Source organism: Streptomyces sp. MRC013, from assembly GCF_023614235.1.
Classification (GTDB): Bacteria; Actinomycetota; Actinomycetes; order Streptomycetales; family Streptomycetaceae; genus Streptomyces.
This window is the reverse complement of record NZ_CP094264.1, coordinates 4644153-4665165: the sequence shown is the minus strand read 5'-3', so window position 1 is coordinate 4665165 and position 21013 is coordinate 4644153. Positions and strand designations below refer to the sequence as shown.

Sequence of the window (21013 nt, the reverse complement as noted above, 5' to 3'; positions counted from 1 at the left end):
TTACTTCTCCTCGGTACGGGACGACGGCTGGGTGACGGCGGGTTCGTTGCCGCCGAGCAGCAGGTAGAGGACGGCCATGCGGGTGAAGACGCCGCCCGCGACCTGCTCGACGACGGTGCAGCGGGGGGAGTCGGCGACCTCGGCGGTGATCTCCATGCCGCGGACCATGGGGCCGGGGTGCATGACGACGGCGTGGTCGGGGAGCTTCGCCATCCGCTCGGCGTCGAGGCCGTAGCGGCGGGAGTACTCGCGCTCGGTGGGGAAGAAGGCGGCGTTCATCCGCTCGCGCTGGACGCGCAGCATCATGACGGCGTCGCACTTGGACAGGGCGCTGTCGAGGTCGTACGACACCTCGCAGGGCCAGGCGTCGACGCCGACGGGCACGAGGGGTCGGCGGGGCGACGAGGGTGACCTCGGCGCCGAGGGTGTGGAGCAGGTCGACGTTGGAGCGGGCGACGCGGCTGTGGAGGACGTCCCCGACGATGGTGACGCGCCTGCCGGACAGGTCCTGGCCGACGCCGGCGTCGTGGCCGACGAGGCGGCGGCGCAGGGTGAAGGCGTCGAGGAGGGCCTGGGTGGGGTGCTGGTGGGTGCCGTCGCCGGCGTTGATCACGGGCGCGTCGATCCAACCGGAGTTGGCGAGCCGGTAGGGGGCGCCGGAGGCGCTGTGCCGGATGACGACCGCGTCGACGCCCATGGCGGCGAGCGTCTGGGCGGTGTCCTTGAGGGACTCCCCCTTGGAGACGCTGGAGCCCTTGGCGGAGAAGTTGATGACGTCGGCGGAGAGGCGCTTCTCGGCGGCCTCGAAGGAGATCCGGGTGCGGGTGGAGTCCTCGAAGAAGAGGTTGCAGATCGTCCGGCCGCGGAGGGTGGGCAGCTTCTTGATCGGCCGGTCGGCCAGGCGGGCCATCTCCTCGGCGGTGTCGAGGACGAGGACGGCGTCGTCCCTGGTGAGGTCGGCGGCCGAGATGAGGTGACGCTTCATCTGGGTGTTCTCCGTGAGGTGGGGAGGTCGGTTCCGTGGGCGTGCCGGCCGGGTCGTGGCGGGGGCCGGTTCGGGCGGGGCCGGCCGGGTCCGGCGCGCCTGCGGGCAAACCCGCGGGCGCGCCGCGGCCCGTGCCGCGGTGCCACGCGGACGGACCGCGTCGGTGGCTACTTCTCGCCGGTCGGGGCGGGCTCGCGCGCGCCGAGCAGCACGGCGTCGCGGCCGTCCTCCTCGGAGAGCTGGACTCTGACCGTCTCGCGCAGCGACGTGGGGAGGTTCTTGCCGACGTAGTCGGCGCGGATGGGCAGCTCCCGGTGGCCGCGGTCGACCAGGACGGCGAGCTGCACGGCGCGGGGGCGGCCGATGTCGCCGAGCGCGTCGAGGGCGGCGCGGATGGTGCGGCCGGAGAACAGCACGTCGTCGACGAGGACCACCAGGCGCCCGTCGATCCCCTCGCCGGGGATCTCGGTGCGGGCGAGGGCGCGCGCCGGACGGAGGCGCAGGTCGTCGCGGTACATGGTGATGTCGAGGGAGCCGACCGGCGTGGCGCGGCCGGTGATCTGCTTGAGCTTCCCGGCCAGGCGCCGGGCGAGGAACACGCCGCGCGTGGGGATACCGAGGAGGACGACGTCGTCGGCGCCCTTGGCGCGTTCGACGATCTCGTGGGCGATGCGGGTGAGGACCCGCGCGATGTCCGCGGCCTCCAGGACGGGGCGGGCATCGGACTGCTGGGTGGCGTCCATACGGAACGGACCTCCTTCTCCGCCTCACGGGACGGACCTTAAAGGACGTCGGAATTACGCCCTCCACCGTACCAGGGCCCGGAAGGGGGCCGGCACGGGCCGCTCGGCTTGACGCACCCAAGTAACGCTGAGTAACCTTACAGTGAGTTACCAGCCGCGCGGCGGAGCCGCACGTTGTAACAGTGTCCAGGGAGCTATATGTCCAGCGAATACGCAAAACAGCTCGGGGCCAAGCTCCGTGCCATCCGCACCCAGCAGGGCCTTTCCCTCCACGGCGTGGAGGAGAAGTCCCAGGGCCGCTGGAAGGCCGTCGTGGTCGGTTCGTACGAGCGCGGAGACCGCGCCGTGACCGTGCAGCGCCTCGCCGAGCTGGCCGACTTCTACGGTGTGCCGGTGCAGGAGCTGCTGCCGGGCACCACGCCGGGGGGCGCCGCCGAGCCTCCGCCGAAGCTGGTCCTCGACCTGGAGCGCCTGGCCCACGTCCCGCAGGAGAAGGCGGGCCCGCTGCAGCGCTACGCGGCGACGATCCAGTCGCAGCGCGGCGACTACAACGGCAAGGTGCTCTCGATCCGCCAGGACGACCTGCGCACGCTGGCGGTCATCTACGACCAGTCCCCCTCGGTCCTGACCGAGCAGCTGATCAGCTGGGGCGTCCTGGACGCCGAGGCCCGGCGCGCGGTCGCCCACGAGGAGGGCTGATCCTCGCAGAAACGTTGCCGCCGGAGGGCGGTCCCGCCGGCCGGGACCGCCCTCCGGCCGTCCGCGCCGACGGCGCGGGAGCACGGCGGAAGGGCCCGCAGCGGATGCCGCGGGCCCTTCTTCTCCGTGTCAGTCCCGCCGGAGGCCGGGCTTCAGGTCCTTGAAGCGGGCCAGCAGGCCGTTGACGAACGACGGCGACTCGTCCGTGGAAAACTCCTTGGCGAGCTGGACGGCCTCGTCGATGACCACCGCGTCAGGCGTGGCGTCGACCCAGACCAGCTCGTACGCCCCGAGGCGCAGGATGTTCCGGTCGACGACCGGCATCCGGTCGAGCGTCCAGCCCACCGCGTAGGTGGCGATGAGCTCGTCGATGCGCCGGGCGTACCGCGCGTACCCCTCCACGAGCTCCATCGTGTACTCGTTGACCGGCGGCTGCCGGTCGTCGGACCGGGCGTGCCGGATCCAGTCCGCGAGGACCTCCTGCACGGGCACCCCGCGCTGGTCGGCCTCGAAGAGGATCTGGAAGGCGCGCTTGCGGGCCTTGTTGCGGGCAGCCACGGTTAGCTGTTCACCCGGCCGAGGTAGTCGCTCGTACGGGTGTCGACCTTGATCTTCTCACCGGTGGTGATGAAGAGGGGGACCTGGATCTGGTGGCCGGTCTCCAGCGTCGCGGGCTTGGTACCGCCGGTGGAGCGGTCGCCCTGGACGCCCGGCTCGGTCTCGGCCACGGTCAGCTCGACGGCGGCGGGCAGCTCGACGTACAGCACCTCGCCCTCGTGGGTGGCGACGGTGGCGGTGAAGCCCTCGACCAGGAAGTTCGCGGCGTCGCCGACGGCGGGGCGGGCGACGTGGAGCTGGTCGTACGTCTGCATGTCCATGAAGACGAAGTACTCGCCGTCCATGTACGAGAACTGCATGTCGCGGCGGTCGACGGTGGCCGTCTCGACCTTGACACCGGCGTTGAAGGTCTTGTCGACGATCTTCCCGGAGAGCACGTTCTTGAGCTTGGTGCGCACGAAGGCCGGGCCCTTGCCGGGCTTGACGTGCTGGAACTCGACGACGGACCAGAGCTGGTCGTTGTCGAGCTTGAGCACCATGCCGTTCTTGAGGTCGTTCGTGGTGGCCACGGTTGCGGAATCTCCTGGACTGACGCTGGTGGACGACCGAGAAGGCACGGTACGCGCTAGAGCGCGAGCAGCTCCTTGGTCGTGATGGTGAGTAGCTCGGGGCCGCCGTCCGCCTCCTGGCGTACGACGAGCGTGTCATCGATCCGGACTCCGCCCCGTCCCGGGAGGTGGACCCCCGGTTCGACGGTGACCGGCACGCAAGCGTCCAGTTTACCCATGGCCGAGGGGGACAACTGCGGGTCCTCCTCGATTTCCAGGCCGACCCCGTGCCCGAGGGACGGGGCGAGGCCGTCGCCGTGGCCCGCGGCGTCGAGGAGCTGCCGGGCGGCCCGGTCGACGTCGCTGTAGGCCGCGCCGGGGGCGAGCGCCTCGCGGGCGGCGCGTTGCGCGGCGAAGACGAGGTCGTACAGCTCGATCTGCCAGTCGGCGGGCGCCGTGCCGATGACGAACGTGCGGCCGATCTCGCAGCGGTATCCGCGGTAGTCGGCGCCCAGGCGGACGGAGAGGAAGTCGCCCTCCTCGACGCGCCGGTCGGAGGGCCGGTGGCGGCCGCGGCCCGAGTGGGGTCCGGTGCCGACGGAGGTGGGGAAGGCGGGGCCGTCGGCGCCGTGGTCGACGAGGCGCCGCTCCAGCTCCAGGGCGAGGTGGCGTTCGGTGCGGCCGACGAGGATGGACTCCAGGGCTCGCCGAGGGCCTGGTCGGTGATCTCGGCGGCGACGCGGAGGCAGGCGATCTCCTCCTCGTCCTTGACGAGCCGCTCCTGTTCGACGGAGGTCCCCAGGTCGGCGAGGCGCAGCCGCGGGACGGCGGAGCCGATCGCGCGGTACCGGGCGACGCTCAGGTGCCGCTCCTCCACGGCGAGGGTGTCGGCGCCCGCCCGGCGGGCGAGGTCGGCGGCGGCGACGGCGGGGTCATCGCCGGAGGACGGGAGGGCGGTGAGCCGCAGCGCCCCGTCGGCCCGTCCCTCGGCGGGGTCGCCGGCGGGGGCGTGGGGGCAGAGGAGCACGTCGCCGTCGGGTTCCCCGCCCAGGAGCAGTACGGCGCCGGGCGGCGCGGCACCCGTGAGGTAGCGGACGTTGGCGGGGCGGGAGACCAGCGCCGCCGCGGATCCGGCCGCCGCGCACCGCTCGCGCAGCCGCCCTCGGCGGTCCGCATGCACCTGGGACATGTCCCGAGCGTACGAGCGGAAGCGCTCCCCGGCAGTTCCAGCACGTCCGACCGTGGCCCCTCCCGGTCAGCGGGGCCCGCTGGCCGGGCTCCCCGGGAGCGGACGCGGCCGGGGGCGCGGGCGCGCCGCCGGTCACCAGCTCGGCGGGCTCGTCAGGGAACGGGCCAGGACCTCGTCGAGGACCCGGGCCGTCGTCTCCACGTCGTAGTGGGAGTTGTCGATGATCGGCAGACCGGAGGCGTGCCAGCCGGCCATGCGGCCGTGGATGCCCGCGACCTCCTCGTCGGAGAGGCGCCGGTTGCCGCTGCGCTCGGCGTTGCGCTCCAGGACGACCTCCAGCCCGGGCAGCAGGACCACGGGCAGCAGGCCCGGGCCCACGTGCCGCTTCCAGCCGCCGAGGCCCACGACCGGGCGGTCGGGGAAGACCGCGTCGTCGAGGATGCAGGAGATGCCGTTCGCCAGGAAGTTGCGCGCGGCGAATCCGCAGGTGCGGCGGGCCAGCCGGTACTGGGCCTCGGACTGGTCGTTCCACCCGGACTGCGGGTCGGCGAACCCGGCGCACACCCATTCGCGCACGTCGTCGAGGCTGATGTGGGCGGTCGGGGTGCGGCGGTGGCGTGCCCAGTACCGGGCGACGGTCGTCTTCCCGGCGCCGGCGGGCCCTATGAGGAGGACGGCGAGGGTGGCGGTGCCCGTGCCCGGGGGGCGGCCGGCTCCCGGGTCGGCGGCCGGCGGTGCCACCGGGTCCGCCGGCGGCAGGTGGAAGTGGCCCGTGGTCTCGTGCGGGGGCGGCACCGGGGCGTGCTGCGGGGCCGGCCAGGCGTGGCCGGGCGCGTGCGGCGCGGGGGGCGGGGCCTGGGGCGGCGTCGGCTGCGGGTGCGGCGCCCGCCCACCGGGCGCGTGCGGCGCCGGGGGGTGCGGGGGCGGGCCGGGGTGGTGTGCCTGCTGGGGCCACCCGGCCGCCGCGTTCCCCGGCTGGTGGGGCGGCGGCAGCGGGGCCCCCACTGCGTGCTGCATCCGGTGCCACTCCGTCTCGTACGGCTGACGATGATCGGGCGGCCGTTCGACGGCGCGCCGTGGTGAACCGTACCCTCCCGGCCCGTCTGACGGTGAACGGTCCGGGAGGGTTCCGGCGGCGGCCGTCAGTCCGTCAACTCGTCGGCCAGGGCGCGCAGGGCGAGCCGGTACGACCCGATGCCGAACCCGGCGACCGTCCCCGTGGCGACCGCCGCGACGACCGAGGTGTGCCGGAACTCCTCGCGGGCGTACGGGTTCGAGATGTGCACCTCGATCAGCGGCGCCGTCCGCTGGGCGGCCGCGTCCCGCAGCGCGTACGAGTAGTGGGTGAAGGCGCCGGGGTTGAGAACGACCGGAATCGAGCGGTCGGCCGCCTCGTGCAGCCAGCGGACCAGTTCCCCCTCGTCGTTCGTCTCCCGCACGTCGACGTCGAAGCCGAGGTCCCCGCCGAGCGCCCGGCACGCCTCCACCAGGCCGGCGTAGGACGTGGCGCCGTACACGTCGGGTTCGCGCGAACCGAGCCGGCCGAGGTTCGGCCCGTTCAGGACGTACACCGTGCGGACGCCGCCGGGTGTGCGGTCCCTCACGCCGACACCTCCCCGTACGCCGCGAGCAGCACGGCCGGGTCGGGCCCCTCCAGCACGGTCGGCTTGGCCAGGCCGTCGAGGACGATGAAGCGCAGCAGGTCGCCGCGGGACTTCTTGTCGACCCTCATCGTCTCCAGGAGCTTCGGCCACTGGTCCCCGCGGTAGGTCAGCGGCAGCCCGAGCGACTCCAGGACCGCGCGGTGCCGGTCGGCGGTCGCGTCGTCGAGGCGTCCGGCGAGCCGGCCCAGCTCGGCGGCGAAGACCATGCCGACGGAGACGGCCGCGCCGTGCCGCCACTTGTACCGCTCGTTCTTCTCGATCGCGTGGGCGAGGGTGTGGCCGTAGTTGAGGATCTCGCGCCGCCCCGACTCCCTCAGGTCGGAGGAGACGACGTCCGCCTTCACCCTGATGGAGCGGACGATCAGCTCGGCCGTGTGCGGCCCGGCGGGCGTGCGGGCGGCGGCCGGGTCGGACTCGATCAGGTCGAGGATCCCCGGGTCGGCGATGAAGCCGGCCTTGACGACCTCGGCGAGACCGCTGACGTAGTCGTGGACGGGCAGCGAGTCCAGGGCGGCCAGGTCGCACAGGACCCCGGCGGGCGGGTGGAACGCGCCGACGAGGTTCTTGCCCTCGGCGGTGTTGATGCCGGTCTTCCCGCCGACCGCGGCGTCGACCATGGCGAGGACGGTCGTCGGCACGGCGATCCAGCGCACTCCGCGCAGCCAGGTCGCCGCGACGAACCCGGCGAGGTCCGTGGTGGCACCGCCGCCCACGCCGACGATCGCGTCGGTGCGGGTGAAGCCGGTCTGGCCGAGCGCCTTCCAGCAGTAGGCGGCGACCTCGTACGTCTTCGCCTCCTCCGCGTTCGGCACCTGGATGGCGACGGTCTCGTACCCCTGGTCGGCGAGGTCCGCGCGCAGCGCCTCGCCGGTCTCGGCGAGCGCCTCGGGGTGGATCACGGCGACGCGCCCGGCCCGGTCGCCGACCAGCCCGGCCAGTTCCCCGAGCAGTTGTCGGCCGACCAGCACGTCGTACGGTTCGGTGCCGGCGCCGGCGCCGACGTGGATGCGGGTGACGGGCATGTCGGTCACGTGTCCTCCTGGCCGGGTGCCCCGGGGCCGGCGGCGTCGGCCACCGGGGACCCGGCTCCCGGGGAATGCGGGATCTCCAGTGCGTCGAGGACCGCTTCGGCGACCTCGGCGGGGGTGCGGTCGTCGGTGGCGACGACGACGCGCGCGACTTCGGTGTACAGGTGGCGGCGGGCCTCCATCAGCTCGCGCCACCGGCGGCGCGGGTTGACGGCCAGCAGCGGCCGGGCCGCGCCCAGGCCGACGCGCCGGACGGCCTCCTCGACCTCCATCGACAGGTAGGCGACGGGCAGTCCGGCGAGCAGTGCGCGGGTGCCGTCGTCGAGGACCGCGCCCCCGCCGAGGGCGAGGACGCCGGTGTGCTCGGCGAGGGCGGCGCGGACGGCGGCCCGCTCCAGCTCGCGGAAGCGCGGTTCGCCGTCCTCCACGAAGATGTCGGAGATCTCCCGGCCCTCGGCGGCGACGATGTCGGCGTCGGTGTCCCGGTAGGGCACGCCCAGACGCTCGGCGAGGAGCGCGCCCACGGTGGACTTGCCGGAGCCCATCGGCCCGACGAGGACGACCAGCGGTCCGCCGCTCACCGGATGCGCAGGTTGTCGAGGTAGGACCGGACGTTGCGGCGGGTCTCGGCGACGCTGTCGCCGCCGAACTTCTCCGCCACGGCGTCCGCCAGGACGAGCGCGACCATCGCCTCGGCGACGATCCCGGCCGCGGGCACCGCGCACACGTCGGAGCGCTGGTGATGCGCCTGCGCCGGCTCGCCCGTGGCCACGTCGACGGTGCGCAGGGCTCGCGGCACGGTCGCGATCGGCTTCATCGCGGCCCGTACGCGCAGCGGCTCGCCGGTGGTGAGCCCGCCCTCCGTACCGCCGGAGCGGCCGGAGGCACGGCGGATGCCCTCGTCGGTGACGACGATCTCGTCGTGGGCCCGGGAGCCGGGGACGCGCGCCAGGCCGAAGCCGTCGCCGACCTCGACGCCCTTGATGGCCTGGACGCCCATGAGGGCGGCGGCGAGCCGGGCGTCGAGGCGCCGGTCCCAGTGGACGTGCGAGCCGAGTCCGACGGGCACGCCGTAGGCGAGGACCTCGACCACCCCGCCGAGCGTGTCGCCGTCCTTGTGGGCCTGGTCGATCTCGGCGACCATCGCCTTCGACGCGTCGGCGTCGAGGCAGCGCACCGGGTCGGCGTCGAGCCGCTCCACGTCGGCGGGCACCGGGTACACCCCGTACGGCGCCTTCGCGGCGGCCAGCTCCACGACGTGCGACACGATCTCGGTACCGGTGGTCTCCCTGAGGTACGACCGGGCGATCGCGCCGAGGGCGACGCGGGCGGCGGTCTCGCGGGCGCTGGCCCGCTCCAGGACCGGCCGGGCCTCGTCGAAGCCGTACTTCTGCATGCCGGCGAGGTCCGCGTGGCCGGGGCGGGGGCGGGTCAGCGGCGCGTTGCGGGCCAGCTCGGCGAGTTCGGCCGGGTCGACCGGGTCGGCCGCCATGACCTTCTCCCACTTGGGCCACTCGGTGTTGCCGACCATGACGGCCACCGGGGAGCCGAGGGTGAGGCCGTGTCGGACACCGCCGAGGAAGGTGACCTCGTCCCGCTCGAACTTCATCCGCGCGCCGCGCCCGTAGCCCAGGCGCCTGCGTGCGAGGTGGTCCGCCACCGCCTCCGTGGTGACCGGGACGCCGGCGGGAAGACCCTCCAGCGTCGCCACCAGCGCGGGGCCGTGGGACTCCCCCGCCGTAAGCCAGCGCAACCTGCTCAACGGTGCTCCTTCTCCTGGGGCCGTTTCTGCGGACGGGCGGGTCCGGTACGCGGTCCGGACCGGCCTCGCCCCGATCCTCCCACGGCCGGACGGCGGCCTGGCCGCGGTTCCGGCCACCGGACACCGCCCCGGGGGAAGCGGTCCGGGCGTCAGGCGCCGGCGGCGCCGAGTGCGCGCTCCCCCGCGGCGCGCATCGCCGCGAGCGGTGCCGGGGAGCGTCCGGTCATCAGCTCGACCTGGAGCACCGCCTGGTGGACGAGGAGGTCGAGGCCGCCCACCACCCGGCCGCCCCGTGCGGACCAGGCGGCCGCGAGGGGCGTCGGCCAGGGGTCGTACACCACGTCGAACAGCGTGCCGGGCTTCTCCGGCACGTTCGGGGCGAGAGCGTCGGCGGCACCCGCCGGGGTGGTGGCGACGACCAGGGGCGCGTCGAGGGCCCGGGCGGCGTCGGCCCAGCCCGCGACGCGCACGTCGACGCCGAGGCGCTCGCCCCATCCGCGCATCTCCCCGGCGCGGGCGGCACCGCGCACGTACGCGGTGACGGGGCCCCGGCAGACGCGGGCGAGGGCGGCGAGCGCGGACGAGGCGGTGGCGCCGGCGCCGAGGACGGCCGCCGCGTCGACCCGCTCCACGCCGTGCTCCCGCAGGGCGGCGACCATGCCGGGGACGTCGGTGTTGTCGCCGACGCGGCGGCCGTCGCCGTCGAGGACGACGGTGTTGACGGCCCCGACGGAGCGGGCGGTGTCGCCGACCTCGTCCAGCAGCGGGACGACCGCGCGCTTGAGCGGCATGGTCAGCGACAGCCCGGCCCAGGACGCGTCGAGGGTGCCGAGGAAACCGGGGAGCCGTGCCTCGTCCACCTCGAAACGGTCGTACGTCCAGCCGGTGAGGCCCAGTTCGGCGTAGGCCGCGCGGTGCAGGACCGGGGAGAGCGAGTGGGTGATCGGCGAGCCCAGGACGGCGGCCCTGCGCGCGTCAGCCTCCCCTGTTGTCATTGAACTCGTCCTTCAGTTTGAGGAACTCGTCGTGGGTCTTGGCGAACTCGGTCCTGTTCATGCCGTCGGTCGCCACGAAGTACATCCAGCCCTCCGACGTGGGGGCGAGGGCGGCCGCGAGCGCCTCCTTGCCGGGGTTGCCGATCGGGCCGGGGGTGAGGCCCTTCCGGGTGTACGTGTTGTACGGGTCGCGGTTGCTGTTGATCTCGGACTCGCTGATCTCGATCTCGCTCTGGCCCTTCAGGTAGTTGAAGGCCGAGTCGAACTGGAGGAGCTGGTTGGTCTCCGTGTTGGTGGGCTTGAGCCGGTTGTAGACGACCTCGCTCATCTTGCGGAAGTCGTCCTTGGTCTTGCCCTCCGCCTGGACGAGGCTGGCGACGGTGACCAGCTCCCAGGGGCCGTTCAGTCCGAGGGAGCCGGCCTTCGCCTCCAGGTCGAGCTTGCCGTACTCGGAGTTGGCGCGGGCGACCATCTTCCTCAGGACGTCCTCGGGCTTGTTGCCCTTGGCGACCGGGTAGTCGGCCGGGAAGAGGAAGCCCTCCAGGGGGTCCTTGACGTTCGGGTGGCCGGTCGCCCAGGCGGGCAGGCCGAGGCTGTCGGCCTTCTCCCGGGCGACCTTCCTCGTGGTGCCGGACGCCAGCTCCAGGCGCTTGTCGATCTGCTCGTACACCCAGGCGTTGCGCCGGCCCTCGGGGATGATGAGGACGTTGCGGCTCTTGGGGCTGAGCATCGCCTCGACGGCGGAGGCCGCCGACATGCCCTTCTGCAGGGTGTAGAAGCCGGGCTGGATGGAGAGGCCCTTGGGGTTCCGCTCCTGGGCGGTGACGAACGCGTCGACGCTCTTGACGACCCCGCGCTCGACGAGGATGTTGCCGATCTCGGCGCCGACCGCGTCCTTGGGCACCTCGACGGTGACGGCCTCGCCGGTGCCGGAGCCCGAGAAGTCGGGCGCGGGGCCGAAACGGCCCTGCCAGAACTGGTAGCCGACGTAGCCGATGCCGCCGGCGCCGCCGGCGAGGACCAGGGCGACGAAGAGGCAGGCCACGCCGTTGCGGCTCTTGCGCTTCTTGGCGCGGCCGCGGCCCGCGCCGCGCCGGGGGCCGGCCGGTTCCTCGCCGTGCTCGTCGTACTCGCCGTCGCGGCCGCCGACGCCGTCGTATCCGTCGCCGCCGGGCCGCCGGTGGCCACCGCGTGGTGCGCGGTCGTCCTCTACGGGACCGTGGGCGGGGTCCGGGGCGCCGGGGTACCCGCCGTCGGCGGGACCGTCGGGGTACGGCCGGGTGCCGTCGCCCGGGGCCCCGTCCTGCCACCGCCCGTCCGGCCCGTGGTCCTGCCGGGCGTGGGTCGGGTGCTGGTCGGCGCCGTGCGGGTCGGGGCCGCGCCGGCCGGGGGGCTGCGGGGGCGGGTACGCCTCGGGGGTGCTGTACGGGTCGGGGGCGCCCGTCCCGTAGGGGCCGGGCGGCGGGGGGTGCCGTACGGCATGGCGGCGTGCTGGCCGGTGCCGATGTCCCAGCCGCCGCCGTAGCCGTGGCCGCCGGGAGTCCCCGTGCCGTACTCCCCGCCCGGTGCCCCCGAACCGTACTCCTGGCCGCCCGTGTCGTACTGCCGGCCGTCGTGGCCCTGCCGGTACGGGTCCCGGTGGCCTCCGCCGTACTGCGGCTGCTGCTGGTGGGCGTCTCCGGAGTGCTCGCCTCCCCGCCCCTGGTCCCCGTACAGGGGGTCCTCGGGGTGCCAGGGCTGGGAGCCGGGGTTCCGGCCGTACTCAGTCATCGATCCCCAAACAGCCGTGAGGCTTCCGGGAGGTCCGCCTCTACGTCGTGCGGCGGCTGTTCGAACACCACCGCATCGCGCGGAACGTTACCGTACCGCGATCAGGGGGCCACTTCGACGCCTTCACCGGGCGGACTGCCCGAGGCCCGTTCGGACTCGAGGGCGTTCTGCAGGATGATCACGGCTGCCGCCTGGTCGATGACGGACCGGCCCTTCTTCGCCTTCACCCCCGAGGCGCGCAGCCCCTGCGTCGCGGAGACGGTGGTCATCCGCTCGTCGACCAGCCGGACCGGCACCGGGGCGATGCCCCTGGCCAGTTCCCGGGCGAAGTCGCGGACCTTCGCGGCGGCCGGGCCCTCCCGCCCGTTGAGGGAGCGGGGCAGGCCCATGACGACCTCGATCGGCTCGTACTCCTCGACCAGCCGCCGCAACCGCCGGTGGGCGGCCGGGACGTCGCGTCCCGGCACGGTCTCCACCGGCGTGGCGAGGACCCCGTCGGGGTCGCACGAGGCGACCCCGATCCGGGCGTCCCCGACGTCGACCGCCAGCCGGCGTCCGCGTCGCACGCCGCTCATCAGGCGGTCTCGGCGACCAGGCGCTCGACGGCCTCGACGGCGGCGCCGACGGCCTGGGGGTCCTGGCCGCCGCCCTGGGCGACGTCCGGCTTGCCACCGCCACCGCCGCCGAGGGTCTTGGCGGCGGTGCGGACCAGGTCGCCGGCCTTGAGGCCGCGCTCGCGGGCGGCCTCGTTGGTGGCGATCACCGTCAGCGGGCGGCCACCGGCCGTGGCGAACAGGGCGACGACGGCGGGGCGGTCGCCGGGGATGCGGCCGCGCACGTCGAGGACGAGCCTGCGCAGGTCGTCGGCGCCCGTGCCGTCCGGGACCCGCCCGGTGACCAGGGCGACGCCGCGGACGTCCCTGGCGGACTCGGCGAGCCCGGCGGCGGCCTGGAGGACCTTCTCCGCGCGGAACCTCTCGATCTCCTTCTCGGCGTCCTTGAGCTTGGCGAGCATGCCGGAGATCTTCTCGGGGAGCTCCTCGGGACGGCCCTTGACCAGCTCCTGGAGCTGGGCGACGACCGTGTGCTCGCGGGCGAGGAAGTTGTACGCGTCGACACCGACGAGGGCCTCGATACGGCGCACGCCGGAGCCGATGGAGGACTCGCCGAGCAGCTTCACCAGGCCCAGCTGGGCCGTGTTGCCGACGTGCGTACCGCCGCACAGCTCCTTGGAGAAGTCGCCGATGGTGACGACGCGGACCCGCTCGCCGTACTTCTCGCCGAACTCGGCGATGGCGCCCTGGCGCTTGGCCTCGTCGATCGGCATGACCTCGGCGTGCACGTCGAGCTCGCGGGACAGCACCTCGTTGATCTTCTGCTCGACGTCCGTCATGACCGCCTGCGGCACCGCGGACGGGGAGCCGAAGTCGAAGCGGAAGCGGCCGGGCTGGTTCTCCGAACCGGCCTGGGCGGCCGTCGGGCCGAGGGCGTCGCGCAGCGCCTGGTGGGTGAGGTGGGTGGCGCTGTGGGCGCGGGCGATGGCCCGGCGGCGGCGCACGTCGATGGCGGCGTAGGCGGTGGCGCCCACGGTCACCTCGCCGACCTGGACCGCGCCCTTGTGCACGGACACCCCGGGAACCGGCTGCTGCACGTCGCGCACCTCGATGACGGCACCGCTGTGCAGCCTGATGCGGCCGGTGTCGGCGATCTGGCCGCCGCCCTCGGCGTAGAAGGGCGTGCGGTCGAGGACGACCTCGACGTCGTCGCCCTCGGAGGCGGCCGGCGACGGGACGCCGTTGACGAGGAGGCCGACGATCGTGCTCTCGCCCTCGGTGCTGGTGTAGCCGGTGAACTCGGTGGCGCCGGCGGTGTCGGCGATCTCCCGGTACGCGGTGACGTCGGCGTGGCCGGTCTTCTTGGCCCGGGCGTCGGCCTTGGCCCGCTCCCGCTGCTCCCTCATCAGGCGGCGGAAGCCCTCCTCGTCCACGGTCAGGCCCTGCTCGGCGGCCATCTCCAGGGTGAGGTCGATGGGGAAGCCCCACGTGTCGTGGAGGAGGAACGCCTTGTCGCCGGGGAGGACCCGGCCGCCGGAGGCCCTGGCCTCGGTGACGGCCGTGTCGAGGATGTTGGTGCCGGCCTTCAGCGTCTTCAGGAAGGCGGCCTCCTCGGCGAGGGCGACCGTCTCGATGCGCTTGCGGTCGGTCTCCAGCTCCGGGTACTGCTCGCCCATGGTGCGGACGACCGTGTCGACGAGCCGGCCGACGACCGGACCGTCGGCGCCGAGGAGGCGCATGTTGCGGATGGCGCGGCGCATGATGCGGCGCAGCACGTAGCCGCGGCCCTCGTTGCCGGGGGTGACGCCGTCGCCGATGAGCATGACGGAGGTGCGCATGTGGTCGGCGACCACGCGCAGGGAGACGTCGCTGTCCCGGGCCCGGCCGTAGGCGACGCCGGTGAGCTCGGTGGCCTGGTCGATGACGACCTTCAGGGTGTCGGTCTCGTACATGTTCCGCACGCCCTGGAGGATCATCGCCAGGCGCTCCAGACCGAGGCCGGTGTCGATGTTCTTGCTCGGGAGGTCGCCGAGGATCGGGAAGTCGTCCTTGCCGGTGCCCTCGCCGCGCTCGTACTGCATGAAGACGAGGTTCCAGATCTCCACGTACCGCTCGTCGTTGACGGCGGGGCCGCCCTCGGCGCCGAACTCGGGGCCGCGGTCGTAGTTGATCTCGGAGCAGGGGCCGCAGGGGCCGGGGACGCTCATGGACCAGAAGTTGTCCTTCTTGCCCAGGCGCTGGATGCGTTCGGCGGGGACGCCCACGACGTCGCGCCAGATCTGCTCGGCCTCGTCGTCGTCCTGGTAGACCGTGATCCAGAGCCGCTCCGGCTCAAGCCCGTAGCCGCCGTGCTCGGCCGGGGTGGTCAGCAGCTCCCAGGCGAGCTTGATGGCGCCTTCCTTGAAGTAGTCGCCGAAGGAGAAGTTGCCGCACATCTGGAAGAACGTGCCGTGGCGGGTGGTCTTGCCGACCTCTTCGATGTCCGGGGTGCGCACGCACTTCTGGACGCTGGCGGCGCGCGTGTACGGCGGCTTGGCCTCACCCAGGAAGTAGGGCTTGAAGGGCACCATGCCGGCGGGGACGAGCAGCAGAGTCGGGTCGTCCGCGATGAGCGACGCCGAAGGCACGACGGTGTGCCCGCGCTCCTCGAAGAAGCTCAGCCAGCGGCGGCGGATTTCAGCCGACTCCATCAGTGGTCCTCATTCCGGTCGTACGGGTGGGTGGGGTGCGGGTGGGCGGGGACGGCCGCGGTGCCGCCGGGGCCGAGCGCCGTGCGGCGGGGGGCCGGGAGGGCCGCCGGGTCGGCCGGCGCGTCCAGCCCCAGTGCCTCTTCCAGCTCCGCCTCGCGCTGGAGCATTCCCGCGCGGACGTCGAGGGCGAAGTCCTTGAGCCGGTGGCCCGTCTCGATCGCCTTGTCTGCGGCCTGGGCGGCGAGGCTCTCGGGAGTGAGCCGCTTGAGCTTGCGGTTGACCTTGGTGGTGGCCCACACGCCGGCTGCCGCGCCGGCGGTGAACCAGAATGCCCGGCGGAACATGTGTCGCGTCAGCCTTTCCGGTTCCGGCCGCCGCGTGCCCCGGGCACCGCGCGGCCGACGATGACGGTGCGCCGCGACCGCTGCCGTTCGGCGGGCCGCTCGCCCCTGTCGCGGCCCAGCGCCCGGCGTACGCCGTAGCCGAACGCCGCGACCTTGACCAGGGGACCGCCGAAGGTGGAGGCGACGGTCGTGGAGAGGGCGGACGCGTTGGAGGTGACCTCCTGGACGTCCGAGGCGATGGCGTCGACCCGGTCGAGCTGGGTCTGCGCGGAGCGCACGGTCGCGGAGGCGTCGGCCAGCAGGGGCACCGCCTGCTCGGTCACGTCCGCCACGAGCCGGGTGGTCGCCTTGAGCGTCTGGGCCAGCCTCGCCAGCACCACGGCCAGGAAGGAGACCAGGATCGCCCAGAAGACGGCCACCAGGATCCCGGCAACCTCTCCACCGGTCACTGCAGCACCGCTCTCTGCTCGTCGAAGCCCTCGGTCTTGGGCACCCGAAAGTCGTCCTCCGAGCCTATCGCGCCCGTGGTGGCTCCCCGAACCGGTTTGACGGCCGCCGGACGGGCACGGGCCCGCCCGGCCTCACGGGGCGCGGCGGCGCGGGCGCGCTCCGCGCTCCTCGTGCTTCCGCGCTCCCTGCGCCCTCCCGAGGCGACCGCCCGTCCGCGCCCGAAACCGGTCCGCCGGACGGAAGGCCGCAGGACCGGGTGCGCCGCCCCGGGATCCCGTGCCGCCGCGGGGCGGCGCCGTACGCGCGACGGGGCACGACCGGTGGGGGCCGTGGAGGTGGGGAACCCGGACCGGCCGGGGCACGACGTGCCGGGGGCGGCGGGACGGAGGGGGAGCCGGAAGGGAGGGCCGGGCGCGAAGTACGGGCGGCGGCCGCCCGTCGTGCGCCCCCTCGGACCGGCCCCCGGCGTGCCCGAACGCCCCGGACACGCGTACGGACCCGGCACGCCGCTCCCGGCGGCGCCCCGTCGGCCCCGGGTACACCGGGGCCCGCCGGCTCCCCGCCGATGAGGGCGGGGAGCCGGCGGGCCGGGAACCGCTGCGGCGGCGTGGCCGCCGCGCCCGGATCAGCGGGCGTAGTACTCGACGACGAGCTGCTCGTCGCAGATGACCGGGATCTCCTTGCGGTTCGGCTCGCGGTCGAGGCGGAAGGCCAGGGCCTTCAGGTTGACCTGCAGGTAGCGCGGGGTCTCACCGTCGGGGGCGAAACCGCCCTCGCGGGCGACCTGGAACAGCGTCTTGCCGCGCGAGCGCTCGCGGACCATCACGACGTCGTCGGGGCGGACGCGGAAGGACGGCTTGTCGACCTTCTGGCCGTTGACCTCGATGTGGCCGTGGACGACCATCTGACGGGCCTGGTAGATGGTGCGGGCGATGCCCGAACGCAGGACCAGCGCGTCGAGACGGCGCTCGAGCTCGACGACCAGCGCCTCGCCCGTCTTGCCCTCGGCCTTCTTCGCGCGGTCGTAGGCGCGGGCCATCTGGCGCTCGCTGATGTCGTACTGGGCGCGCAGGCGCTGCTTCTCGAGCAGACGGACCTTGTAGTCCGAGTTCTGCTTGCGACCGCGGCCGTGCTCACCCGGCGGGTACGGGCGGGCCTCGAAGTACTTGACGGCCTTCGGCGTCAGGGCGATGCCGAGCGCACGCGACTTCTTGACCTTGGGACGCGACTGGTTAGGCACGTTCTCCAGACCTCCGAAATAGGTTAGGTTCACCTTACTCAAGGAGATCGCATGTCTCGCCCTGGGAACACCACGCGCATCACAGACAGCAACACGAAGAGCGATGCCTCCCGATGGGGCATCGATGTGACGGAGGTCCGATCAGCTCATGGTCAGCCGCGTCCCGACGGGCTGGAGATCGCCCGGATGCCGTCAGCAGCCGAGCGCACACGAACTCCCGTACAGGGTACACGCTCCGCGGCACCGCCGGTTCCCGGGGCGGCCGCCCCGCCCCGGACGGCCGCCGGGGGACCGCTTTCGGCTGCGGTGGCCGCGGCCACCGCTCCTAGGACGGCCGCCGGGGGCCGCCCCGTCGCCGCGCAGCCGCTCCCGCACCTTCTCCACCACCTCCGCGTACCGCGCTTCCGCGCCGTAGCGGGTCGGTCGGTAGTAGCGCCGCTCCCGCACCGCGTCCGGGGCGTACTGCTGGGCGGCGATCCCGCCCGGCACGTCGTGCGGGTACACGTACCCCTGCGCGTGCCCCAGCCCGGCCGCCCCCTTGTAGTGCCCGTCGCGCAGGTGCGCCGGCACCGGTCCGGCGAGTCCCGCCCGGACGTCCGCCCGGGCGGCCTGGACGGCCAGCGTGGCGGCGTTCGACTTCGGCGCCAGGGCCAGGGCGATCGTGGCGTGGCTGAGCGTCAGGGCCGCCTCGGGGAAGCCGATCATCGCGACCGCCTGGGCCGCGGCCACCGCGGTGGGCAGCGCCGTCGGGTCCGCGAGCCCGACGTCCTCGCTCGCGGAGATCATCAGCCGCCGCGCGATGAACCGCGGGTCCTCCCCCGCCTCGATCATCCGGGCCAGGTAGTGCAGCGCCGCGTCCACGTCCGAGCCGCGGATCGACTTGATGAAGGCGCTCGCCACGTCGTAGTGCTGGTCGCCGTCCCGGTCGTACCTCACCGCGGCGCGGTCCACGGTCTCCTCCAGCGTGGCGAGCGTGATCTCCGTCTCGCCCTTGGCCATGGCCGCCCCGGCCGCCGCCTCCAGCGCCGTCAGCGCCCGCCGCGCGTCGCCGCCGGCGATGCGCAGCAGGTGCTCCTCCGCGTCCTCGGGCAGTGCGACCTCGCCGGCCAGGCCGCGTTCCCCGGTCAGCGCGCGCCGCAGCAGACCGCGCAAGTCGTCGTCGGTGAGCGGCTCCAGCGTCAACAGGAGGGAGCGGGAGAGCAGCGGGGAGATCACCGAGAAGTAGGGGTTCTCCGTCGTCGCCGCGACGAGGGTGACCCAGCGGTTCTCGACGGCCGGCAGCAACGAGTCCTGCTGCGCCTTGCTGAAGCGGTGGATCTCGTCCAGGAACAGCACGGTCTCCTTGCCGAAACCCCCCGCCGCGCGGCGAGCGCCGTCGATGACCGCGCGAACCTCCTTCACCCCGGCGGTGATCGCGGACAGTTCCACGAAACGCTTGTCGGTGGCCCTGGAGACCACGTGCGCCAGGGTCGTCTTGCCGGTGCCGGGCGGACCCCAGAGGACGACGGACGAGGTCCCGGCCGGGCCGCCCCCGCCTTCGCCGACCAGGCGGCGCAGCGGCGACCCGGGCTTCAGCAGGTGCCGCTGCCCGACGACCTCGTCCAGGGTCCGCGGGCGCATCCGCACCGCGAGCGGGCTGCGCGACGGCTCCTTCTCCTGGCGGTCCTCGGCGGCGGCGGTAAAGAGGTCGGGCTCCACACCGTGAAGCCTATGCCAGCGGTCCGCCGGCCCCGGCGGGGTGCCGGGGCCGGCCGGTCAGCCGAGCCAGATGTCCCACCAGCGCGTCAGGATCAGCATCCCGATGGCCCCGAGGTGCAGCACCGGCAGGACCCAGGTGAACTCGTCGAGGAAGCGCCGCAGGCCGGACGGCGCGGGCAGGAGGCCGTTGCGGACGTTGTACGAGGTCACGTACCAGAACATGATGATCGTGGCGGCCCAGGCCAGGCAGCACCACAGGCACAGCGCGTTGATCGCGTAGAGGGACTCGACCATGAGCCAGGTGCAGAACCCGACGCCGAACAGCGTGCCCGCGTTGAGACCCAGCCAGTACCAGCGGCGGTAGCGGGCGCCGGCGAGCAGGCCGACGCCTATGGCGACCACCATGCCGTACGTGACGAGCCCCAGCATCGGGTTCGGGAAGCCGAACACCGTCGCCTGGTCGCTCTCCATGATGCTGCCGCAGGCCAGGACCGGGTTGAAATTGCAGCCGGGGACGAAGGTGGGGTCTTCGAGGATCCTGAACTTGTCGAGGGTGATGATCCAGGCGGCCAGCAGCCCCGCCGCGCCGGTGGTGACCAGCATCCAGGCGAACGCCCGGCCGGCGCCGAGGGCGCGGGAGTCCGGGGAGGCGTCGTCGACCGCAGCTTTCGTCGTCATACCAGCCGTTCCGTCGGTAGGGGGTGGATGGAGGGTGCCGAGGCAGTGGTCATTGTGCCGGACGGGGGACCCGGTGCGCCGTTCGGTGGGCATAAGTGAGGGCGGGGCGTCCGTCACGGGCCCCCCGCCCTCTCCGGGACGAGCCGGTCAGCCCAGCCTGGCCCGGAGTCCGCCGATGACCGAGTCGAACGCGAGGGGCTCCTGCTCGCCGGACTCCAGGTCCTTGAGCTGGACCACGCCCTCCTCGACGTCCCGGTCACCGGCGATGAGCGCGTAGCGGGCCCCCGAACGGTTCGCCGCCTTCATGCCCGCCTTCATGCTCTTGCCGCCGTACGCCACGTCCGCGGCGACACCGGCCCTGCGGAGCTCCGTGACGAGTCCGAACAGGCGCCGCTTGGCACCGTCGCCCAGGGCCACGGCGAAGACGTCCGTGGCGGCCGGGACGTCGAGGGCCACGCCCTCGGCCTCCAGGGCCAGGACCGTGCGGTCGACGCCGAGCGCCCACCCCACGGACGGCAGCGCGGGGCCGCCGATCATCTCGGACAGCCCGTCGTACCGGCCGCCGCCGCCCACCGCGGACTGGGCGCCGAGCCCGTCGTGGACGAACTCGAACGTGGTCCGCGTGTAGTAGTCGAGGCCGCGCACCAGCTTCTCGTCGTCCTCGAAGGCCACGCCCGCCGCCGTCAGCAGCGACCGCACCTCCTCGTGGTACGCCTTGCACGCGTCGCACAGGTGGTCGCGCAGGAGCGGCGCGTCCGCGAGCTGCCTGCGGACCTCGGCGCGCTTGTCGTCGAGGACGCGCAGCGGGTTGATCTCGATCCGGCGGCGGGTCTCCCCGTCCAGGTCCAGGCCGCGCAGGAAGCCCTGGAGCGCCTCGCGGTAGAGCGGGCGGCACTTCCCGTCGCCGAGCGAGTTCAGCAGGATGCGGAAGTCGCGCAGGCCGAGCGACCGGTACGCCTGGTCGGCCAGGATGACCAGCTCGGCGTCCAGCGCCGGGTCCTCGGCGCCGATCGCCTCGGCGCCGACCTGGGAGAAGTGGCGGTAGCGGCCCGCCTGCGGCTGCTCGTACCGGTAGTAGGAGCCCGAGTACCAGAGCTTGACCGGCAGGTTCCCCTGGCGGTGGAGGTTGGCCTCCAGCGCGGCGCGGAGCACCGAGGCCGTCCCCTCGGGGCGCAGGGCCAGCCTGTCGCCGCCCTTGGTCTCGAAGGCGTACATCTCCTTGGTCACGATGTCGGTGGACTCGCCGACGCCGCGCGCGAACAGTTCGACGTTCTCGAAGCCGGGCGTCTCGACGTAGCCGTAGCCGGAGTTCCTCAGGGGCGCGGCGATGGCCTCGCGCACGGCGAGGAACGTCGCCGAACGCGGCGGCAGCAGGTCGTACGTGCCCTTGGGGGCCTGGAAAGTACTCACGGGAGGTC

General features: G+C 73.6%; 18 protein-coding genes and 3 pseudogenes. 1 reads left to right on the top strand and 20 read right to left on the bottom strand.

Annotation, left to right across the window (positions count from 1 at the left end; all coding sequences use genetic code 11):
• Positions 1 to 985: pseudogene (locus tag LUW75_RS21225) on the bottom strand (aspartate carbamoyltransferase catalytic subunit).
• A gap of 167 nt (positions 986 to 1152) precedes the next feature.
• A complete protein-coding gene (pyrR, locus tag LUW75_RS21220; RefSeq protein ID WP_250337030.1) occupies positions 1153 to 1728 on the bottom strand; it encodes a bifunctional pyr operon transcriptional regulator/uracil phosphoribosyltransferase PyrR in 576 nt (191 codons plus the stop codon).
• A 198-nt stretch (positions 1729 to 1926) separates the two neighbouring features.
• Here pyrR and bldD point away from each other — a divergent pair, with 198 nt between their 5' ends.
• Positions 1927 to 2427, top strand: a complete 501-nt coding sequence (gene bldD, locus LUW75_RS21215) for a transcriptional regulator BldD (protein WP_250337029.1) — start codon at positions 1927 to 1929, stop codon at positions 2425 to 2427.
• Between the two features lie 129 nt (positions 2428 to 2556).
• Here bldD and nusB read toward each other — a convergent pair whose 3' ends face one another.
• From nusB to hisS, 18 genes and pseudogenes are all read right to left on the bottom strand, one after another.
• On the bottom strand, positions 2557 to 2985 hold the full coding sequence (nusB, locus tag LUW75_RS21210) for a transcription antitermination factor NusB (protein WP_250337028.1): 429 nt from the start codon (positions 2983 to 2985) through the stop codon (positions 2557 to 2559).
• Positions 2986 to 2987: 2 nt separating this feature from the next.
• Positions 2988 to 3554, bottom strand: a complete 567-nt coding sequence (efp, locus tag LUW75_RS21205; protein ID WP_250337027.1) for an elongation factor P — start codon at positions 3552 to 3554, stop codon at positions 2988 to 2990.
• 56 nt (positions 3555 to 3610) lie between these two features.
• A pseudogene (locus LUW75_RS21200) lies at positions 3611 to 4722 on the bottom strand (aminopeptidase P family protein).
• A 132-nt stretch (positions 4723 to 4854) separates the two neighbouring features.
• Entirely contained in the window at positions 4855 to 5739 is an 885-nt protein-coding gene (locus LUW75_RS21195) for a Pro-rich N-terminal domain-containing protein (RefSeq protein ID WP_250337026.1), read from the bottom strand.
• A 125-nt stretch (positions 5740 to 5864) separates the two neighbouring features.
• Positions 5865 to 6326 (bottom strand): type II 3-dehydroquinate dehydratase, encoded by a 462-nt coding sequence (gene aroQ, locus LUW75_RS21190; RefSeq protein WP_250337025.1) that lies wholly within the window; start codon positions 6324 to 6326, stop codon positions 5865 to 5867.
• Positions 6323 to 7417 (bottom strand): 3-dehydroquinate synthase, encoded by a 1095-nt coding sequence (gene aroB / locus LUW75_RS21185; protein WP_250337024.1) that lies wholly within the window; start codon positions 7415 to 7417, stop codon positions 6323 to 6325. The genes aroQ and aroB overlap by 4 nt, the downstream gene beginning before the upstream one ends.
• A complete protein-coding gene (locus LUW75_RS21180) occupies positions 7414 to 7995 on the bottom strand; it encodes a shikimate kinase (RefSeq protein ID WP_284453855.1) in 582 nt (193 codons plus the stop codon). Before LUW75_RS21180 ends, aroB begins: the two co-directional genes overlap by 4 nt.
• Positions 7992 to 9176 carry a chorismate synthase gene (gene aroC, locus LUW75_RS21175; protein WP_250337023.1) on the bottom strand — a complete coding sequence of 395 codons (1185 nt, stop codon included), beginning with the start codon at positions 9174 to 9176 and terminating at the stop codon, positions 7992 to 7994. Before aroC ends, LUW75_RS21180 begins: the two co-directional genes overlap by 4 nt.
• A 149-nt stretch (positions 9177 to 9325) precedes the next feature.
• Positions 9326 to 10171, bottom strand: coding sequence for a shikimate dehydrogenase (locus LUW75_RS21170; RefSeq protein WP_250337022.1), 846 nt, complete (start codon positions 10169 to 10171; stop codon positions 9326 to 9328).
• Positions 10152 to 11941, bottom strand: a pseudogene (mltG, locus tag LUW75_RS21165) (endolytic transglycosylase MltG). Before mltG ends, LUW75_RS21170 begins: the two are co-directional and overlap by 20 nt.
• A gap of 101 nt (positions 11942 to 12042) precedes the next feature.
• Positions 12043 to 12516 (bottom strand): Holliday junction resolvase RuvX, encoded by a 474-nt coding sequence (gene ruvX, locus LUW75_RS21160; protein WP_250337021.1) that lies wholly within the window; start codon positions 12514 to 12516, stop codon positions 12043 to 12045.
• On the bottom strand, positions 12516 to 15185 hold the full coding sequence (alaS, locus tag LUW75_RS21155) for an alanine--tRNA ligase (RefSeq protein WP_250337020.1): 2670 nt from the start codon (positions 15183 to 15185) through the stop codon (positions 12516 to 12518). The genes ruvX and alaS overlap by 1 nt, the downstream gene beginning before the upstream one ends.
• Positions 15185 to 15529: a hypothetical protein gene (locus tag LUW75_RS21150; RefSeq protein WP_250337019.1), complete on the bottom strand. Its 345-nt coding sequence runs from the start codon at positions 15527 to 15529 to the stop codon at positions 15185 to 15187. Before LUW75_RS21150 ends, alaS begins: the two co-directional genes overlap by 1 nt.
• Positions 15530 to 15537: 8 nt before the next feature.
• Positions 15538 to 15978, bottom strand: a complete 441-nt coding sequence (locus LUW75_RS21145) for a DUF948 domain-containing protein (RefSeq protein WP_250337018.1) — start codon at positions 15976 to 15978, stop codon at positions 15538 to 15540.
• Positions 15979 to 16604: 626 nt separating this feature from the next.
• Positions 16605 to 17219, bottom strand: a complete 615-nt coding sequence (gene rpsD, locus LUW75_RS21140; RefSeq protein ID WP_168439013.1) for a 30S ribosomal protein S4 — start codon at positions 17217 to 17219, stop codon at positions 16605 to 16607.
• A gap of 192 nt (positions 17220 to 17411) precedes the next feature.
• Positions 17412 to 18917 carry a replication-associated recombination protein A gene (locus tag LUW75_RS21135; protein ID WP_250337017.1) on the bottom strand — a complete coding sequence of 502 codons (1506 nt, stop codon included), beginning with the start codon at positions 18915 to 18917 and terminating at the stop codon, positions 17412 to 17414.
• 57 nt (positions 18918 to 18974) lie between these two features.
• Complete coding sequence (locus LUW75_RS21130; protein ID WP_250337016.1) at positions 18975 to 19595, bottom strand: vitamin K epoxide reductase family protein; 621 nt, start codon at positions 19593 to 19595, stop codon at positions 18975 to 18977.
• Between the two features lie 147 nt (positions 19596 to 19742).
• Positions 19743 to 21005 (bottom strand): histidine--tRNA ligase, encoded by a 1263-nt coding sequence (hisS, locus tag LUW75_RS21125; protein ID WP_250337015.1) that lies wholly within the window; start codon positions 21003 to 21005, stop codon positions 19743 to 19745.
• Positions 21006 to 21013 lie beyond the last annotated feature (8 nt).

What these genes read in the sequence shown, in the direction of transcription:
- LUW75_RS21150 (WP_250337019.1), bottom strand. Translation starts at nt 15,529, where the DNA reads ATGTTCCGCCGGGCATTCTGGTTCACCGCCGGCGCGGCAGCCGGCGTG.
- ruvX (WP_250337021.1), bottom strand. Translation starts at nt 12,516, where the DNA reads ATGAGCGGCGTGCGACGCGGACGCCGGCTGGCGGTCGACGTCGGGGAC.
- alaS (WP_250337020.1), bottom strand. Translation starts at nt 15,185, where the DNA reads ATGGAGTCGGCTGAAATCCGCCGCCGCTGGCTGAGCTTCTTCGAGGAG.
- LUW75_RS21130 (WP_250337016.1), bottom strand. Translation starts at nt 19,595, where the DNA reads ATGACGACGAAAGCTGCGGTCGACGACGCCTCCCCGGACTCCCGCGCC.
- LUW75_RS21195 (WP_250337026.1), bottom strand. Translation starts at nt 5,739, where the DNA reads ATGCAGCACGCAGTGGGGGCCCCGCTGCCGCCGCCCCACCAGCCGGGG.
- pyrR (WP_250337030.1), bottom strand. Translation starts at nt 1,728, where the DNA reads ATGGACGCCACCCAGCAGTCCGATGCCCGCCCCGTCCTGGAGGCCGCG.
- bldD (WP_250337029.1), top strand. Translation starts at nt 1,927, where the DNA reads ATGTCCAGCGAATACGCAAAACAGCTCGGGGCCAAGCTCCGTGCCATC.
- LUW75_RS21170 (WP_250337022.1), bottom strand. Translation starts at nt 10,171, where the DNA reads ATGACAACAGGGGAGGCTGACGCGCGCAGGGCCGCCGTCCTGGGCTCG.